This is a genomic window from Gayadomonas joobiniege G7, assembly GCF_000300815.1.
GTDB classification, from domain to species: Bacteria; Pseudomonadota; Gammaproteobacteria; order Enterobacterales; family Alteromonadaceae; genus Catenovulum; species Catenovulum joobiniege.
Map to the genome: position 1 here is coordinate 260,637 of NZ_AMRX01000006.1, position 17,699 is coordinate 278,335.

Here is a 17,699-nt window from a genome sequence, read left to right on the forward strand (position 1 = left end):
GTTGGCTAAGGGCATTAACGCCTAAAATTCTAGGCATTAAATTATTTTTTTAATCATAGCAGAAGATTTGCTCATCTGCTTGTATAATTTTAACTATTAATTGGGACGGAGCCGTTTTAATCTGTCTATCCAAACTAACCTAGTTTTTGGCACTGGGATTAAATATTTATATCAGAGGCATTATTTGAATATATGGGTTGATGCGGACGCTTGTCCGGTAACAATAAAAGAAACTTTATTCAGAGCAGCACGTCGCACTCAAGTGTTAACAACCTTTGTGGCTAATCAATATATCAGGGTACCCGCGTCTCCTTTTATTAAATCCTTGCAAGTAAGTGCGGGCTTTGATGTCGCCGATAATGAAATAGTAAAAAGGTGCCAGCAAGGAGATTTAGTCATTACCAGTGATATTCCACTGGCTGATGAAGTGATTACAAAAGGGGCCCAGGCTCTGAGCAGCCGCGGTGAACTATTTACTAAAGAAAATATCAAGTCTCGTTTAAATATTCGTGATTTTATGGATACGATGCGTGCGTCTGGCATTCAGACCTCAGGGCCGCCACCGCTTAATCAAGCCGACAAACAAAAATTTGCAAACCACCTTGATAGGATTTTGCAGCAAGCGGAAAAGCGCTGATCATAGTAAAAAAGCCATGATCAGCCTGTGATGCTAACTCAAGCGGTTTTTGCCACGGTTTTCGTCTTTATGTATGGTGACAGGCCAGCCAGGAAACTGATTATCGGATCGGCCATCCTTCACATCTACTAAAAAGCGGTAAGCACTTAACGTATAGGTTAAGTTTTTGGTATCAAACTCAATAAAGCCAAAACCGCTGCCTTTTTCATGCGCTTTTACATAACGGTTATTACTTTTACCGACTTCTGGATTGGCTGCAGCGTATACGTAGATTTTGTTGCCAAAACTATCTAAATACTCACCTGTTTGTGCTAAACCATGCGCTGGCCGGTTCGTGTGTGGTAAACCTGCAACATCAGGTAACCACCAGCGAGGCCAACCAGCTGAAATGGCCGGCGTGCAGAATGCCCAATTACTGTCTCTTTGCTGTTTAACACCGTATTGCGAGAGGGTGCCCAAATGGGTATCACCACAAATATGCAAAGCACTGGATTCACGCATAATATCAATGGCCCTGTTTCGAGCAGTGGCAGGCCAACCGCTGCCATCAAAATCATATTTAAGATATCTGTCTGGTCTTGGTTGGTGGGTTGCAATGCCAGCAAAGACGGTTTGACTTAAAACGGCTTTTAAATTATGCCCACGCCAATCACGCCCCCATTGAGCTAAAAATTCTTCTTGCCGTTTTCCCAGTAGTTCAAGATCAGCGCGATCAAAATCTGGATTAATGTAGAGTGGATCTTCGCCTTGTCCGGTGACACCGACATGAATATCCAGCGCTTCGGGACCACTTTTCCATTGTCTGTCGGCTAGGATCGCAAAACCGACATCGCCATATACCATATCAGTGTAATAGCTGCTAATCCCACTTGGTGTTGGGGTCGGATCAAAGGGATCAGGATGGTGACCAACACAGGTTTTATGTACCGCATTCACTATCCGAACAGACTCAATGTAACCACCTAAAATACTCGCGGTAGGATCTTTTTCAATATTTTGCATGGGGGCCCCGCCCATACCCCATAAATTACCTTGTAAAACGTCATGGTCGTCTGGTAAACAAACCGTAGGGGCGTTGCGCATGGCCTCTTTAAACGCCCAGCCAAATTGATAGTATTTACGTAAATAATTTAATAAACCTAAGTCAACGGGTTCTCTGATCAGACCATAACCACCGTGATTTTCGTATATTTGATCGCCTGAAAAAAAGACTAAATCCGGATCCATTTTTACCACGTTTTCTGCCACAGGGGCATATGGGAAACCATAATCATTTTGACAGGTTAATGCGGCCATGCGCAAGGTTCTGTCAACCGGATTTGCTTTAATGATGCCATGATAATAATGGTTGCTCTGGGTCTGGTCACTATGGGACTCTTGGTATAACACCCTAAATTCTGTATTTTGTTTTTCATCCCAATTTTCGCTTTTAAAGGTGACAAGTGAAGGATCTCTATCTATGGTTTGCTCCGATAGGGTCTGCCATTGACCTGATTTTTTAACCTGTAACTTTACCAACTGATTATCTTTATCGCCCATAGGCGCTAAAATAGCCGATAATTTTAAAATATAACCGGCTTCGTTGCGGCTATTGTTGAGCGTATACATGGTCCACAAAATTGGCCCGAATGTTTGTTCGGGTTTTACGTCAAAACCATCACCAGAAAGCTGCCAATGTTTAAATCGATAAATGGCACCTAATTCGCTGTTTTTAAGGTTTCTATGTTCTTTTGCCGGCACTTTGAAGTTGCTGGTTATGGCAACATTGCCTATTACTTCAGCGGCGGCTACTAGGGTTGATAGGCTAGCAAGTAAGTGTATTCCAGATTCATCAAACGCCTCTAAGACTAGCGTCACAGCGCCGGCTTGTGGTTGTGCGGTTAGTTTTAATAAATAGGCAGAGTGAGTTGTTTTAAGTTGAATGGCTTTATCTGCCAGTACGAGCTGCTTTTTATAAATACCCATATCCAGGCCGGTTTGGACAAACGCATTGCTGCGGTATTCATTTAATTCGCTGCGAGCACCTAATCTAAAACCAGCCCCCCCGTCATTTAATCCCGTTTTTTTCTGTTCGATAAGCACAGACATTTCAAAGCCTTTTTCAGGCTCACTGAGTTGATGGGTGAGACAGTGAACTGTGCGGTTGCCGCCGCCATAAATACATTCAGCGGCACCATCTTTTATTCGCCAGTCTTCCATCGGGTTCGCCCAGTACTGCCCACCTAAAAAAACACGGTTATGGGTTTTGTGCCAGTTATCTTGTAGCGATTGGCGCGGAGATAAATTCGCTCGGTTTTGCCGACCATTTTGGGCACTGCTAGAGTTGGCACAGCCGACAATCGTACTGGCCGCAACACCGGCCGCAACAAACTTAAGTGCATCACGTCGGCTGATTTGATTTTTCATAAATTGTCCATTGTTAACAGTTTTGTTTACCGCTATTTTACAAAACCTTGACTAAAAATCTATAGTCGGGTAGACAATTTTTTAATTAACCTCATTTGCGCTTAAACCTCATCCCTGAGGTCAAAATAAGCGATTAGTTAAATGCTCGACTGCGGCTTTCTGTCGCAGTGGGAAAATCTTCAGGTTTTTCTATTGTAACTTTGCCTGAAGCAGCCCATTCTGCCCCGCGGGTAAAAGTTGTAATAAAACCAACCCCTGAAAAAGCGGCCTGATCGTGGCCTAATGTTGTGTGAAAGATCCGCCCTTCGCCATAGTTTATTGTCATTAGTACTGGTTCATGGCGACCATATCCGTTGTGCTTTTTGTCATCATAAGCAGTTGCTAAGACTGTCATATTTTCGGCTGGACCACGGAGTCGATTATAAAGCTCATCTTTACTATGCATCCATTCTGTTGGTAATCCTTTTGTGATTGGGTGGTCTGTTACTCGGTGCCTGATCACAAACTCGTGTTGTTTACCATGGCCACCCCCCGCGCCTTTACTGGTATCACGGACGAGTTCATCATTTTTGTAATAAACCCAAGGGCCACTATTATGGTTGCGGCCGCCCCAGCCACCTAAACCTATCATTTTATTGTAGGCTGGCCATTCAGGATATGAGTTGTTAGCCGCATGTACGGTTACAAAACCACCGCCGTTTTCCATATAGTGTTCAAATGCGCGTTTTGTTGTTTCTGGCCATCCTGCGGCTTTCCAACCAAAATTTGAGATAACTACATCATATTTTGCGAACTCGGGTGCAAAGTCCGGATCTGCTTTTGGTGATTCAACAGGAGTATAACTTTTACCATCATTTAATGGATAGGACTTACCCCAACGAGCAAACTTCCAGACGTATTTGGCACGGTAAACATCCACGTCAAATTTATCCGTCTCTTCTAAATATTGTTTCATCATCATAGTAGATTTAGGCCAAACAACATGGTTATTTTGCCCGTCGATGATTAGGGCACGTAGTTTTTGTTCTGAGTGCTGATCTGATTCAGCGGTTGCACAGCCAGTTAACAAAGCACTGACAACAAAAAACGAAAGTTTACGAATGTGCATATCTGAAAGTCCTGATTTGTCATTAATTTTATCAGCTACTTTAAACCGAAACGTTGCGTCTGAACAGTTTTATATATGCGTTAAGAGTTATGAAATTTTACGTTGATGTGACAAGTCGCCAACATAAGTTGGCGACTTTTGTTTGAATTAGGACAATTTTTTATATTTAATTCTATGTGGGTTCAATACAGCTTCTTCGCCTAAAGTTTCTTTTAACCAAGCTTCGTATTCAGTGTAATTTCCCTCATAAAAATTAACCTGACCCTCATCTCGATAGTCAAGAATATGAGTCGCTATGCGGTCAAGGAACCAACGGTCGTGCGAGATCACCATGGCGCAACCCGGAAAGTCGAGCAGGGCGTTTTCTAATGCACGTAAAGTTTCAACGTCTAAGTCATTGGTTGGTTCATCGAGTAATAATACATTACCACCCGCTTTTAATAGTTTAGCTAGGTGAACACGGTTGCGCTCGCCACCAGATAATTCACCTATGCGCTTTTGTTGATCGCTGCCTTTAAAATTGAATCGGCTGACATACGCCCGGCTGTTAATTTCAAAGCTGCCAATGCTGATAATATCTTGGTCGTCGGAAATCTCTTGCCATACAGTGTTATTGTCATTCATATCATCGCGGAACTGATCAACGCTCGAAAGTTTCACCGTTTCGCCTAATACAATTTGGCCAGCGTCTGGCTGCTCCTGACCTGATAACATTCTAAATAAGGTTGATTTACCTGCACCATTTGGACCAATGATGCCAACTATCGCACCTTTGGGCATACTAAAGCTTAAGTTATCAATTAAAACGCGGCCATCGTAGGATTTAGTTAAGTTTTCTACTTCAATAACCTTATCACCTAACCGGTCACCGGGCGGAATATAGAGCTCGTTTGTTTCGTTACGTTTTTGAAACTCCTGTTTGTTCAGCTCTTCAAATCTAGCCATCCGCGCTTTGCTTTTTGCCTGACGTGCTTTAGGTGAGTTTTTAACCCATTCAAGTTCTTGTTTAATACTGCGTTTGCGGGCATTTTCGGCTCTTTCTTCTTGCTCTAAACGTGCATCTTTTTGCTCTAACCAAGAAGAATAATTACCTTCCCATGGAATACCTTGGCCACGGTCAAGTTCCAAAATCCAGCCAGCAACATTGTCTAAAAAGTATCTGTCGTGGGTAATGGCTACCACAGTGCCTTCATAATCATGTAAAAACCTTTCTAACCATGCAACAGATTCTGCATCTAAATGGTTGGTCGGTTCATCAAGCAGCAACATATCTGGTTTTTCTAACAACAAACGGCATAGAGCAACCCGACGACGTTCACCACCAGAGAGTTTAGTAACATCTGCATCCCAAGGCGGTAGTCTTAGCGCATCCGCTGCACGCTCTAATGCATTTTCAATATTATGACCGTCTTGGCTTTGAATAATATTTTCAAGCTGAGCCTGTTTTTTTGCTAATTCGTCAAAGTCTGCATCTGGTTCAGCGTATGCGGCATATACTTGATCCAATTCTGCCATTGCATTTTTTACGTCAGAAATGGCTTCTTCAATATTTTCACGGACGTTTTTACTCGGATCTAATTGTGGCTCTTGGGGTAAATAACCAATCTTTATGCCAGGTTGCGGTCTTGCTTCACCTTCAATTTCAGTATCTAAACCAGCCATAATGCGAAGTAGGGTTGATTTACCTGCGCCGTTTAGACCTAATACGCCAATTTTTGCACCTGGAAAAAAACATAAATTGATGTTTTTCAGAATTTCTTTTTTAGGCGGGACGATTTTGCTCACCTGATTCATGGTGTAAACATATTGCGCCATAGTTTTCGCTGTCCTTTATTGTTTATCAAATAAAGGGATTTTACCTTACCTGTGCGATAACTAAAACCGAGTTTTTAACCCATATCACATTTGGCGTAACTACCATGGATCTTGTTAAATGTGTAAATGTGTACCCAGACTTGTGGTGGTTCAGCCAACTTATGTAAAGGATCATTTTGGTCTGGACATAAACGACTTTTAATATAGGCCTCTTGCTGAGACTTTGACATATCTAATTGCTCAGGTATCTGAATGTAAACGTTAATTTCGTTTTTAATTATTTTAATACCATTAAAACGCCAGGTACCATGTACAAATCTGTTATGAAAACTTTGATAGGCGACTTGTCTAACTTGCTCTGATATAGGTGCCGTTTTCGTTTCGGTGGTGGGGCCATTTTGTACAAAAGCAGAGGCATTGTTACAGCCGCTCAGTTGGATGCTCGTTAATATGGTTAATAATGTGATTAAAAGTTTTTTTGTCATATTAATGCTCCCTAAGCGCTTACCAAATTAGCGACTCAATACTCAAAGTTATCTTTATATCGGGTTTAGACAGACAAACTTTAATCATTTTTATTGCATAAATTTTGTTTAAAAATTATTCTTCACATTCGGTAGGGCGGTCGCTTTTTCCTCTCCTTTGTGTCCAATGCTAAGTTTATAAGTGGTTGCTTGGTATTTTACGTCGCGGACAGTTAACTCAAACCATTTATATTTTTTAAGGTGTAAATATGAAATATTTGAGTGGTTTTTTGCTGGCTTGCTGTTTTAGTTTTTCAGCCCAGGCGGCGCTTGTTTTATCGCCAGAAAATTTCAGTTTGGTGGTTAATAACAACGCGAGTTTAAAAAACGGAGTGCATGTGCATGGTGGCGCTTATGTTGGCGGTGATTTGATCTCTGGTGATAATGCATCTTATGGTCAAGATAGAGCTTCTACCGGGCCTGTTTTATATGTGGACGGCTCTTTTACTTTAGGTCGTAACAGTAAAAATAATGGCGCAGAACTTTTTAACCAAGATTATTATATTGGTGATGCAACTGGTTTTAAAGCTAAAGGAAGCAGTCAGGCAGTTGCAGCAGCCCAAAATCATACGAATTTTTATGATTTGTTTGTCAGTCAGTCTCAGCAGTGGGCAAACTTAACTGACTATGGTGTGACCATTGACACCACCACAAAAAATAATGAACCTACGTTTAAATTAACCAGCGGGGCGCTAAATGTTATTAACTTAAATGATATTAACGGCAGCTTTTTGCAAAATAATAACGCAAATCTTTTATTTCAAGGCATGACGGATGACACTTATGTTGTTATCAACTACAACTTAAATAGCGACTTAACTATAAACGCCAAAAACAATAGCTTTCAGTCGTCACAATTTGAAAATGTGATCTGGAACTTTGTTGGTGGATACGATCTGACTTTTAACCCCAATGTGTCAACCTGGGAAGGCTCGATATATGCGACCGACGCAAAGGTTAACTGGTTGGCCAACGACATAGACGGGCAGTTAGTGGCAGATTCGTTAAGTTGGAATAAAACCAGTCAAAGTCACTTTTACGTGCCTGATTGGGAAAACTTTACCGCTACGGTGGCTGGGCCATCAACATCGACTCATCCTGTACCAGTTCCAGAGCCTAGCATGTTTGTTTTATTGTCATTGGCCTTGATAGGTATGTATTTTATTCAAAGTAAAAAACAACTAAATCGCAGTAAATTTAAATAAGTTGCCAAGATAGCAACTTATTTAGTGTTTTTTAATGTAAATATTCGGGCAATCTTTTTCCATCGTAACGCGAGCAGCAGTAAAATCACTGCCAGATACATACCTGGCTCTAATAAATCTGCTTTTCGCGACCAAAAAAAGTGTAACCAAGCGAGTAAAACACCTAAATAGATTAAGTTATGCACACTTTGCCAGCGTTTTTTTAGCAGCTTTTTAGCTTTGTGGAATGATGTAACCGCCAGAGCGAACAAGATAATGAAAGCGCCTGCACCGACCCAAATGTACGGGCGTTCAACGAGTTCTTGCATGAGCAAATTAAAATTAAATGCTAGCTCAAATGCAAAAAAACTTAAAAGGTGTAGGGCTGCGTAAAAAAAAGCATATAAACCCATTAACCGTCTGACTAAAATCGGCTTGTTGGTTTTAAAAAAGCGTGCTAAAGGGGTTAACATTAGTGTAAAAATAACTAAATTTAGCGCCCCTTTACCAGTAAAGTGGATAACTTGTTCAACCGGATCTGCAATGCCTGAATCGGTAATGGCCTGATAATACTCTATGCCTAACCAAGCAAGGCAAACACTGTGAATCAGTGTTTTAACGACAACAATATTCATTAATTAATAGTTTGTTTTTAGATTGATATTTTTATATAAATTGGCCACTTGCTCGCCATACCCGTTAAACATTTGAGTGGGCACCCGGGTTTGCTCAAATAGGCCGCCGGTGGTGATCACGCGCTCGCTGGCTTGACTCCATCTAGGATGGTCAACATTCGGATTTACATTAGCGTAAAAACCATATTCATCTGGCGCTAATTGGTTCCAAGTAGTAATAGGTTGATGGTTGGTTAGTTCGATTGAAACAATCGATTTAATACTCTTAAAGCCGTACTTCCAAGGCACAATTAAACGTACGGGTGCACCATTTTGATTTGGCAACTCTTTGCCATATAAACCTACGGCTAAAATGGTGAGTGGATGCATGGCTTCGGCTATTGTTAGACCTTCACGATAGGGGTAGTCTATGTTGCCGCCGATAAAACGACTGCTTTGACCACGCATTTCACTGGGGCGGTAAAGGGTTTTAAAGCTGACGTATTTGGCGCGATTTTGCACCTGTGCACGTTCTAATACTTTTGCAAGTGGTATGCCTATCCATGGAACAACCATAGACCAAGCTTCGACACAGCGTAAACGATAGACTCGTTCATATAAATCAAATTGGCTAAAAAGGTCTTCATAACCTAGCTGATACGGTTTATCCACTAAACCAGATATTTTAAGGTCCCAAGGGTTAACTTGTAACGCAGAGGCATGTTCTGCGGGCTCTGTTTTACTGGTACCAAACTCGTAAAAGTTATTAAATTGGGTGACTTTATCGTAAGGGGTTCGTTTGAGCTCGCTGCTGTCTTTTTGATAGTTTAGCTCAGCCAATTGGCGAGACTTTGTATTGTTGGACGTCTCATTTTTGCCATCAGTAAACCAATCTAAAAAACTGGCTTGAGCGGGTTGGCTAGCCAAGGTAACACCACCTGCGACCGCCAATTGTTTAATAAAACTTCGTCGGTTGTGATAAACAGATTCGTCGGTGATTTGACTGTCTTTAAATTGACTGCGATTTGAGTGCCGTATTTTCATTTAGATACCCGTGATTATGTCTTATGTCTATAGACCCTTAAAAACGCTATTAAATTTCGTCTTTTGATAAAATTTTAACTTCACGCTGCGGAAAGGGGATCTGAATGTCATTTTGTTGTAGCGCTGCATAAATTAATCCATTGATGCGATATTGAATTTGATAATAAGATCGGGTCGGTGCCCAATATCTTACACCAATGAGCACACTGCTATCGGCAAATCCGGCAATGCCGACTTGCGCGGGTCGATCACTGTCTACCTCTTTATCTTTTTCTAAAATGTGTTTGATTAATTCAATGGTTTTATTCGCATCGGCGCTGTATGCAATGCCAACTTCTAATTCTGCAAGTTTATTTTCATACGAGTTAAACATGATATCGCCGATCAGGTACTTATTCGGTACTGTGATCACTTCTTCTTCTTCGTTTATCAAAATCGTATTAGCTAATCGAACTTCTTGCACTACGCCAGTAATATCTTGGACTGTGATTGTATTCCCTACGGTAAAAGGGCGGGTTAAAATAATCACTAAACCTGCACTATAGTTAGATAGCATCCCTTGCAGCGCTAAACCGACTCCCAATGAAGCAGCCCCAATAGCCGCAACAAAAGGAGTGATACTTATACCCACTTTGCCTAAGGCGATAATAATACCAACAGCCAAAATCACCAGTTTAGCAATATTGCCTAAAAACTGACTGAGCGTAATATCAACTCGGCGGCGGGTTAATAAACCTTTTATGAATAAACCAAAACGGCTGGCTAACCATAAAAAAATTAAAAAAATCACCAAAGCAGCCAATAGTTGAAAACTATAGGTGATCAAATATTCCACTACCATATCGTAATATTTTTGAATTTGCGCAATATCTTGATCTAACAATTGGCTATCCTCAGTGATTTAAATAATGTTATGCGATCCAAACTTGTTTGCAGTTTACAAACTCTTTAATGCCGTGGGGGCCTAATTCCCGGCCAAAACCAGAGCATTTTATACCACCACTCGGTAATCTGGGATCGGTTTTTACAATGCCATTCACGGCCACTTGTCCGGCTTCCAAATAAGTGACAAAATGCGCGGCCATCTCCTGACTGCCTGTCCAAATCGCAGCACCTAGCCCGTAATGAGTATTGTTCGCCATGTCAAGTGCTTGGGCGGCATTTTCAGCCCGGCTAACCGACATAACAGGGCCAAATGTTTCTTCCTGATAGACTGTCATATTCTCACTAACATCAGTTAACAGGGTTACAGGATAAAACCAGCCTGGACCATCCGGCAATTCACCACCTAACATACAATGGGCACCCTGTCGGATACTTTCTTGCACTTGTCGGTGCAGGTTTTGTTGAATGTCTTTGCGAGCCAGTGGTCCGACATTTGTATTTTCATCTAACGGATCGCCGACTTTTAGCGCTTTTAATTTGGCGGCTAACATGGTGCAAAAATTATCATACACACTGTCTTCAACAATTACTCGTTTTGCTGCAATACAAGATTGTCCCGCATTAATGATCCGAGATAAACAGGCAATGTTGGCGGCTTGTTCAAGATCGGCATCTGCTAACACCACACAAGGATCCGACCCCCCAAGTTCAAGCACACAAGGTTTTATAACTGAACTGGCCGTTGCAGCGACCTTAGCTCCAGTCGCACTAGATCCGGTAAAAGAAACAGCCACCACCCGCGGATCTTGGATCACACCGGCAACCGATTTATTTGGCAAGCGCAAATTGCTGACTAGGTGTTCAGGCGCACCGGCATTTTTGAAGGCTTGCATAATGAGCTCTGTCGTGCCACAGACTAAAGGGTCTCCTTTCAATAGGCAGCTATTGCCAGCCATTAACGCGGGTGCTAAAAATCTAAACGCTAACCAGGTTGGTGCATTCCACGGCAAAATGCCAAGTACAGGGCCAAGTGGCTGATAACAGACATAGCTTTCGCTAGCATCTGATTCTATTGATGTGCTTGCGAGATATTGCTCAGCGTTGGCTGCATAGTGGCGTGCACAGAGCGCCCCTTTTTCAACTTCAGGGCCGCCTTCTCGAACCGGTTTGCCCATTTCTTTTGCCATGCATTCAGTCAACTCAGGTTTTAGTTTGATCAGTTCATCGGCGACTTTATTTAATAAATCTGCGCGAGTGTCAAAGCTTTGTTCACGCCAATCCAGATAAGCATTTTTAGACTCGTGCAATGTTTGGTTTAATTGAACATCATCCAGAATTTGGTATTCTTTCAGTAGTTGGCCATTGAGTGGATTAATGGTAGCAATCATTAACTCGCCTCCTTTTTAGATTTACCGGTTTTTGCCGGTTTTTTCGGTACATCATCAACTGATTCTAGTCGTTGGCGTTTTTCTGGTTTACAAACAAAATCTTTATCCAATGTGAAAAATGAATCAGCGCCATCTTCAGTTATATGAATGGTATCTGAGATACCGCAGGTTTTATCTCCATCAACTCCCCACATCCAAGGGATCACATGAAAGGTCATGCCTTCGCGTAAAACAGTTGATTCACCTTGTTTTAAGCTACAAATATAACCTTCGTCCCAACTTGGCGGAAACGCAATGCCGATTGAATAACCTGAGCGGGTGATCAATCGGGCACCAACATCATTACTGGAGATGATATTACGGATTAAATTGTCCACATCCGATACTGTCATGCCCGGCTGTATGTACTCGTGCATGCAGGTGAGCGCTTGTTTCATCAGCTCTTGTGCTTTATACATTGAGTCGCTCATTTCACTAAGCATCACGGTGCGCATCATGGCGGTATGATAGCGGCGATAACAGCCACCCACTTCCAAAAAAACATGTTCACCCGGTTTCACTGTGCGGCCTTCCCAAGTGGCATGTCCTATCATGGTTCGTGGGCCAGAGGTCACGTATGGCATTACAGCGGGCGGCTCACCGCCTGCTTTAAACATGGCTGAGCTGATGGCAGCCGCAATTTCGTTTTCGGTTGCGCCGGCGTGACAGGCATCTATACCAGCTATCATGCCAGATTCAGTCGCCACTGCGGCTTTTTTCATGATTTCAATTTCGGCCGGTGATTTGCAGATGCGGCCTTCTTCAACTATGCCAAAACAGTCTAGCAGCTTGCCTTCGCGTAAACTGGTGTGAATCACATCTTGCTGATAGGCTGGAAAAAAGTAGCTGTTGCGCTCGTAACCGATGCGTTTATCGCTTAATTTAAATTCTCGCAAAGCATCGACCAACATTTGTACTGCATCCCCTGTATCTGGATAGGGGCGGGTTAATTCAACCCAGGTTCGGGCGATCACATTAGACTCTTCCATCGCTCTTGTGATCATAAAAGGCTCAAATTCTAGCGGCACCACCAGCGCTTGAAAAAACGAATAGCCAGTGGTCTGGTAGTCGGTTAAGTACATAATGTTTTCTGGATCTGTGATCACTACAGCATCCAGATGACGCTCAGCTATACGAGTGCGAAGCGCATTAATCCGGTTTTGATATTCCTCAAAAGGAAATGTCATATCATCTCTTTGTTTCATGCGCCAACTCCCATCACTGTGCTTACTGCCTCACTTAATATTTGTAAACCTTCATCCAAATCTGCTTGCTCAATGGTTAATGGTGGGATGAGTTTTACGACGCGGCCGCCAGTCCCGCACGCCGAGACCAACAAACCATTGTTAAATGATTCAACAACGATTTGTTTTGCGGTTTCACCATCACCCACATCGATACCATAGATCATGCCAGTCCCGCGCAGGGCAAACGTAGGATGGGCAGCGCAGAGCTTTTCAGCTGCGGTTTTTATTTGACTGCCGTAGGTTTTAACTTGCTGCATTAAGGTATCGTTTTGATAATATGTAAGCGCTTCGCGGCCAGCAACAAAACTTAAGTTTTGCCCGCGGAAGGTACCTGTATGTTCACCCGGAGACCAGTGTTTATCATGTTCAGGTTTGACCAAATTCATCGCCATAGGGGTGCCATAACCCCCAATGCCTTTTGCTAAACAAATGATATCAGGGTCTATGTCCATTTCGTCAAAGCTAAAAAAGCTACCGGTACGGCCACAGCCGACCTGGATGTCATCAACAATGAGCAATGAGCCAAATTCTTTCGCTAATTTATCAAGCGCTTCTAACCATTGCGGATGGGCAACATTTACACCGCCTTCGGCTTGAATGGTTTCAACTAAAAAAGCGGCGGGTGGGGTTACGCCACTTGAACTATCCTGGTAAATTTTTTTAAGTTGTTCAAGTGCGGCTATATCATCCGCTAGATTTTCACTATCACCAAACTTTAGGTGTTTTACATGTTCAAGTGGAACGCCAGCAGCGCCTCTAAAATAGCTGTTGGCTGTGCAAGCCAAAGCCCCTAAGGTCATGCCATGAAACCCATGGCCAAAGGCTACAATTTGTTGCCGGCCTGTCACTCTGCGGGCCAGTTTAAGTGCAGCTTCAACCGCATTGGTCCCTGTGGGTCCCATAAACTGGATTTTATGTGGCATGTTCCGCGGTTCTAAAATGATTTTTGTAAAATCTTCAAGGAAAGATTGTTTTGCCGTGGTATGCAAATCAAGACTATGTATCACCCCATTATCCTGCAGGTATTGAATAATAGCTTGTTTCATCTGTGGATTGTTGTGGCCGTAATTTAATACGCCGGCACCAACAAAAAAGTCAATATACTCTTGACCATCTGCATCGGTTTGGCGGGCATTTTCGGCACTTTTAAACACAACAGGGTACAGTCGGCAGTACGCACGGATGTCTGATTCTCGCTGGTCAAATATAGTCATGCATTGCTCCTTGAGGATTATTTTAGGTGTGACAGGTACTTCTTTTTTGCAAGTCAGGGTACTGGGACCCCGCTGATACGGGCGAACAACTTACATACCAAAGGGATCAAGTTGTCGTTAAAATCATAATCTGTGCTATGACAGGGAGGTGATGTTTTTTTGTCTGGCGCGGCGCCAATGAGCGCAAACGACCCAGGGATTTGTTGCAAATAATAACTAAAATCTTCGGATGCCATAATAGGAGCAATGCGATTATCGGCTAACGTGCATTGCGCACCAATTTGTTGCCACGCGGAGCGTGTATTGGCAGCTTGCTGTGGATGGTTAATGGTAGCTTCGTAACGAGGGAATAGTTCCACTTTACAATCCACTTGATATAAAAGCGCAGTTTGCTCGCTAATTTGTTTAATCAGGTTTTGTACTTGAGCACGGGTATTTTTATCAGGGATCCTTATACTGCCTTCAATGGTTGCTGTATTGCCAATAATAGTAGGACCTTGTGAGTCAGAAGTAATTTGGGTTACGCTGACTACAACTGCATTTTGCGCAGCGGTTTTTCGACCTGGGATCTGTTGCAAATTAAGGTGTAACGCGCTGGCTGCGAGTAGGGCATCGGTGCAAAGTTCTGGCTGACTGGCATGACCACCCTGACCAGATAAAGTGATTTTAAAAGTTCCATTGCCGCACATGACGATATCATCAGGGCAAAGCATCTGGCCAAATGGCAGTGGCGGCCAATTGTGCCAACCATAAATCTCATCCACGCCCTCTAAAGCGCCAGCTTCAATCATGTGTTTAGCGCCATGCCCCCCCTCTTCAGCGGGCTGGAAAATGAGCCGTATGTTACAATTTAACTTGTTTTGATGGGTTTTGATCCATGCAGCTGCAGCCAACAGGGTGGCCGTGTGGCCATCATGGCCACAGGCATGCATACAACCGTCGGTTTTTGAGCGCCAGGCAAATTCGTTTTGCTCTTGAAGCGGTAAGGCGTCTATATCGGCTCTTAGCGCAATGGTTTTGGCATTATTATTTGCACAGCGAATATCAGCAATTGTTCCGGTTTTAGTACAAGTTTTCCATTCAATATCGAGCGATTTTAATTGTGTACGGATAATATTGGCGGTAGAAGTTTCATGCCAGCCCAGCTCAGGTTGCTGGTGAATTTGGCGGCGTATTTGAGTGGCTGTATCTATCATCGCTTGGAGCGTTTGTGGCATATGACCTCTCCGCAGTTTGACTATGACGAGAACCTTGTCTGTGATCCCAGTGTAGGAAAGTTTGCCGCGGGCAGCAAATAGGTTTATATACTTTTATCGACTATAGGTATGCCTTTTCAAATTTTTATAAAAAAATGGCTTTTTATGTTTATTTTATGAAACAAATTCGGGATTAGTTGGTCTTAGGTTTGCAATCTAAAAAAATTCTTGTTTTTTAGTGAATTAGACTTGTTGTTGAATTTTATTTAATTTAGTATGCAAAACGTTTTGTGATCTAGTGCACTTAACTAAATAAATTAGAGTCTAATAATAATAAATTAATATTACATTTGGGTGAAATAATGAAAAAGTCTTCAGGTATCAGCCTTACTACGGTTGCTGTCGCAGTTCTTATTATGGCCGTTTCCGCTGTGATTAACACAGCAACAGCAGAAAAAGGCCCTCAGGTTGTTATTGAACAATCTTCTTAGTCGTAACTAGGTTACGTACTCATACCAAATTAAGATCAATGGATTAATCGACCCGAGTTAAAAAATACATTAGGGTGAAAAAGCCTAGGACTACTAGATTAGTGAAAAAGATGACTATGAATCCTTTTTTGCCCTGTTTCACCGTCCAATCATTGTGTCGTAAATAAAGCCAATACAAACCAAATGTAAGCAAAGGTAATAAAGCAAAAAGTTTGATCATTGTTGAACTTCCAATCGTTTGAAAAAGTTTGTTTTACCAAGTATTACAATCAATACCAGTGCTGGAATACCTAAGATTGCAGTTAAACTAAAAAATACAACATAGTTGTATGAATCAACAACAAAACCCGAAAAGCCAGCTGCAAACTTAGGCAGTAACAACATGCATGAGCTAAATATCGCATATTGGGTCGCTGAAAACGCTTTATTGGTCAGCGCACTTAAAAATGCGATAAATGCGGCGGTGGCTATGCCAGCGCTTAAGTTATCCAATGAAATCACTAACGTTAAATAAATAATTTCGGCTTCTAGGTTAGCTAACAAAGCAAATAGCACATTGGTTAGCGCAGCTAACAAGGCTCCACTAAATAATGCTAAATATAAACTGGTTTTAGCTAATAAAAATCCACCCAAAAATGCACCAACAATTGTCATTAATACGCCATACACTTTAGAAACTGATGCAATTTCTACTTTGTTATAACCCATATCAATATAAAAAGGGTTCGCCATAACGCCCATGACGACATCAGCCATTCGGTATAAACTAATCACTGCTAATAATAAGATAGCGGTGCGACCATAACGGTTAAAAAAGTCTAATACTGGTTGTTTAAATGCATTAATAAAAGCCAACAGAGGTTTATTTTTTTGCTCGGTTGGCATGCAGCCACTGGGCTCAGGGCTAAACAAAGTTGTTAAAATACCAGGCAACATACATACCGACATAATAAAGTAGGTTTGCTGCCACGCTAAATTACTGAACCCTTCGTCAGGTGCCAACCATGCAGCGAGTACAATACTACCAGCCCCTGAAGTTAACATTGCAATTCGATAACCGGCCATATAAGTGGCAGCCATGGCGGCTTGTAAATGGGTTGGGGCACTGTCAATACGGTATGCATCAATCACTATATCTTGGGTTGCGGAGCTTACCGCAATGTAAAGGGCTGCGATAACGAATAAAGTTAAAGACTCAGCCGGATTAGCTAACGAGATAATAAATAAAGCGGCAGAAATACTCAGTTGCGAAAATAACATCCAACTCCGACGGCGGCCAAAACTTGCAGTAAATGGTATTTTGTATTTATCAACTAAAGGAGACCATAACCATTTAACGGCATATGCGAGCGCAACCCAGCTCAGCATACCAATGCTACTGCGGTCTATGCCAGCTTCGCGTAACCAAAATGATAAGGTAGAAAACACCAGTAAGAGGGGCAGTCCAGATGAAAAACCCAAAAAGAATAACCGTATGACTCTGGCATCTGTATAGGTAGAGAGTATTTTTTCCATTCAAAATCAACAAAATTAAGACGATGTTATTAAGGGCGGATACCTATGCAGTCCATCGGAAAACAGCCTGTATCATTAATGAAGTTTGCACATATTTTCAACTCGCTAGAAAGCAAATTATCAGTTTCGAGCGCTTCTTTTGACCAAAAGCAGATTTGGTGAACTAAATGCCAAAACACTCGTTCTTTATCTGAATAGGGTTCATTTCGATAAACAGTGACTTGCGCCCATTCTTCTAATAAGTCCCAGATAAATAAATCCAGCTCAGCATGGCCTATTTTACGCTGTACAAAAGCGTTTACGTAAAAAGCTAGCTGTTTGGATTTTAGCTGGATAAATTCGTCGATTCGCACGCTATTTTGCTCGCTTATATTAACTCTTTTCAGTATAGA

Annotated in this window: 16 protein-coding genes; 3 read left to right on the top strand and 13 right to left on the bottom strand. The window is 42.1% G+C overall.

Annotation, left to right across the window (positions count from 1 at the left end):
• The first annotated feature begins 184 nt into the window (after positions 1-184).
• Positions 185-637 carry a YaiI/YqxD family protein gene (locus tag C727_RS0108365; RefSeq protein ID WP_017445178.1) on the top strand — a complete coding sequence of 151 codons (453 nt, stop codon included), beginning with the start codon at positions 185-187 and terminating at the stop codon, positions 635-637.
• A gap of 33 nt (positions 638-670) precedes the next feature.
• Here C727_RS0108365 and C727_RS0108370 read toward each other — a convergent pair whose 3' ends face one another.
• From C727_RS0108370 to C727_RS0108385, 4 genes are all read right to left on the bottom strand, one after another.
• Entirely contained in the window at positions 671-3,043 is a 2,373-nt protein-coding gene (locus C727_RS0108370; RefSeq protein ID WP_017445179.1) for an alkaline phosphatase D family protein, read from the bottom strand.
• A gap of 133 nt (positions 3,044-3,176) precedes the next feature.
• Positions 3,177-4,151: a ThuA domain-containing protein gene (locus C727_RS0108375; RefSeq protein ID WP_017445180.1), complete on the bottom strand. Its 975-nt coding sequence runs from the start codon at positions 4,149-4,151 to the stop codon at positions 3,177-3,179.
• A 147-nt stretch (positions 4,152-4,298) separates the two neighbouring features.
• The gene (gene ettA, locus C727_RS0108380) at positions 4,299-5,966 is read right to left on the bottom strand and encodes an energy-dependent translational throttle protein EttA (RefSeq protein ID WP_017445181.1); all 1,668 of its coding nucleotides are present in this window, start codon (positions 5,964-5,966) and stop codon (positions 4,299-4,301) included.
• Between the two features lie 74 nt (positions 5,967-6,040).
• Positions 6,041-6,451: a hypothetical protein gene (locus tag C727_RS0108385; RefSeq protein ID WP_017445182.1), complete on the bottom strand. Its 411-nt coding sequence runs from the start codon at positions 6,449-6,451 to the stop codon at positions 6,041-6,043.
• Between the two features lie 248 nt (positions 6,452-6,699).
• Between C727_RS0108385 and C727_RS0108390 the strand changes: the two genes are divergently transcribed.
• Positions 6,700-7,695 (top strand): collagen-binding domain-containing protein, encoded by a 996-nt coding sequence (locus tag C727_RS0108390; protein WP_017445183.1) that lies wholly within the window; start codon positions 6,700-6,702, stop codon positions 7,693-7,695.
• 17 nt (positions 7,696-7,712) lie between these two features.
• Here the strand turns inward: C727_RS0108390 and C727_RS0108395 are convergent, their stop codons facing one another.
• The 7 genes from C727_RS0108395 to doeB2 are packed head-to-tail and all read right to left on the bottom strand — an operon-like array spanning position 7,713 to position 15,322.
• Positions 7,713-8,309, bottom strand: a complete 597-nt coding sequence (locus tag C727_RS0108395; protein ID WP_017445184.1) for a protein-methionine-sulfoxide reductase heme-binding subunit MsrQ — start codon at positions 8,307-8,309, stop codon at positions 7,713-7,715.
• Positions 8,310-8,312: 3 nt separating this feature from the next.
• Positions 8,313-9,332 (bottom strand): protein-methionine-sulfoxide reductase catalytic subunit MsrP, encoded by a 1,020-nt coding sequence (gene msrP / locus C727_RS0108400; protein ID WP_017445185.1) that lies wholly within the window; start codon positions 9,330-9,332, stop codon positions 8,313-8,315.
• Positions 9,333-9,381: 49 nt separating this feature from the next.
• On the bottom strand, positions 9,382-10,215 hold the full coding sequence (locus tag C727_RS0108405) for a mechanosensitive ion channel family protein (protein WP_017445186.1): 834 nt from the start codon (positions 10,213-10,215) through the stop codon (positions 9,382-9,384).
• Between the two features lie 28 nt (positions 10,216-10,243).
• Complete coding sequence (locus C727_RS0108410; protein ID WP_017445187.1) at positions 10,244-11,605, bottom strand: NAD-dependent succinate-semialdehyde dehydrogenase; 1,362 nt, start codon at positions 11,603-11,605, stop codon at positions 10,244-10,246.
• The gene (gene doeA, locus C727_RS0108415) at positions 11,605-12,849 is read right to left on the bottom strand and encodes an ectoine hydrolase (RefSeq protein ID WP_017445188.1); all 1,245 of its coding nucleotides are present in this window, start codon (positions 12,847-12,849) and stop codon (positions 11,605-11,607) included. Before doeA ends, C727_RS0108410 begins: the two co-directional genes overlap by 1 nt.
• Positions 12,846-14,105, bottom strand: coding sequence for an aspartate aminotransferase family protein (locus C727_RS0108420; RefSeq protein WP_017445189.1), 1,260 nt, complete (start codon positions 14,103-14,105; stop codon positions 12,846-12,848). Before C727_RS0108420 ends, doeA begins: the two co-directional genes overlap by 4 nt.
• 53 nt (positions 14,106-14,158) lie before the next feature.
• Complete coding sequence (doeB2, locus tag C727_RS0108425; protein ID WP_017445190.1) at positions 14,159-15,322, bottom strand: N(2)-acetyl-L-2,4-diaminobutanoate deacetylase DoeB2; 1,164 nt, start codon at positions 15,320-15,322, stop codon at positions 14,159-14,161.
• Between the two features lie 341 nt (positions 15,323-15,663).
• On the opposite strand from doeB2, the gene C727_RS19895 reads away from it, so the two are divergent.
• Positions 15,664-15,792: a hypothetical protein gene (locus tag C727_RS19895; protein WP_017445191.1), complete on the top strand. Its 129-nt coding sequence runs from the start codon at positions 15,664-15,666 to the stop codon at positions 15,790-15,792.
• A 216-nt stretch (positions 15,793-16,008) separates the two neighbouring features.
• Here C727_RS19895 and C727_RS0108440 read toward each other — a convergent pair whose 3' ends face one another.
• Both C727_RS0108440 and C727_RS0108445 read right to left on the bottom strand, forming a co-directional pair.
• Positions 16,009-17,307 (bottom strand): AmpG family muropeptide MFS transporter, encoded by a 1,299-nt coding sequence (locus tag C727_RS0108440; protein ID WP_040459232.1) that lies wholly within the window; start codon positions 17,305-17,307, stop codon positions 16,009-16,011.
• A 29-nt stretch (positions 17,308-17,336) separates the two neighbouring features.
• Entirely contained in the window at positions 17,337-17,660 is a 324-nt protein-coding gene (locus tag C727_RS0108445; RefSeq protein ID WP_017445194.1) for a hypothetical protein, read from the bottom strand.
• Positions 17,661-17,699: the final 39 nt, after the last annotated feature.

Excerpts from the sequence above, each read along its gene's own strand:
- C727_RS0108370 (WP_017445179.1), bottom strand. The coding sequence starts at position 3,043 with ATGAAAAATCAAATCAGCCGACGTGATGCACTTAAGTTTGTTGCGGCC.
- C727_RS0108375 (WP_017445180.1), bottom strand. The coding sequence starts at position 4,151 with ATGCACATTCGTAAACTTTCGTTTTTTGTTGTCAGTGCTTTGTTAACT.
- ettA (WP_017445181.1), bottom strand. The coding sequence starts at position 5,966 with ATGGCGCAATATGTTTACACCATGAATCAGGTGAGCAAAATCGTCCCG.
- C727_RS0108385 (WP_017445182.1), bottom strand. The coding sequence starts at position 6,451 with ATGACAAAAAAACTTTTAATCACATTATTAACCATATTAACGAGCATC.
- C727_RS0108390 (WP_017445183.1), top strand. The coding sequence starts at position 6,700 with ATGAAATATTTGAGTGGTTTTTTGCTGGCTTGCTGTTTTAGTTTTTCA.
- C727_RS0108395 (WP_017445184.1), bottom strand. The coding sequence starts at position 8,309 with ATGAATATTGTTGTCGTTAAAACACTGATTCACAGTGTTTGCCTTGCT.
- msrP (WP_017445185.1), bottom strand. The coding sequence starts at position 9,332 with ATGAAAATACGGCACTCAAATCGCAGTCAATTTAAAGACAGTCAAATC.
- C727_RS0108410 (WP_017445187.1), bottom strand. The coding sequence starts at position 11,605 with ATGATTGCTACCATTAATCCACTCAATGGCCAACTACTGAAAGAATAC.
- doeA (WP_017445188.1), bottom strand. The coding sequence starts at position 12,849 with ATGAAACAAAGAGATGATATGACATTTCCTTTTGAGGAATATCAAAAC.
- C727_RS0108420 (WP_017445189.1), bottom strand. The coding sequence starts at position 14,105 with ATGACTATATTTGACCAGCGAGAATCAGACATCCGTGCGTACTGCCGA.
- doeB2 (WP_017445190.1), bottom strand. The coding sequence starts at position 15,322 with ATGCCACAAACGCTCCAAGCGATGATAGATACAGCCACTCAAATACGC.
- C727_RS19895 (WP_017445191.1), top strand. The coding sequence starts at position 15,664 with ATGAAAAAGTCTTCAGGTATCAGCCTTACTACGGTTGCTGTCGCAGTT.
- C727_RS0108440 (WP_040459232.1), bottom strand. The coding sequence starts at position 17,307 with ATGGAAAAAATACTCTCTACCTATACAGATGCCAGAGTCATACGGTTA.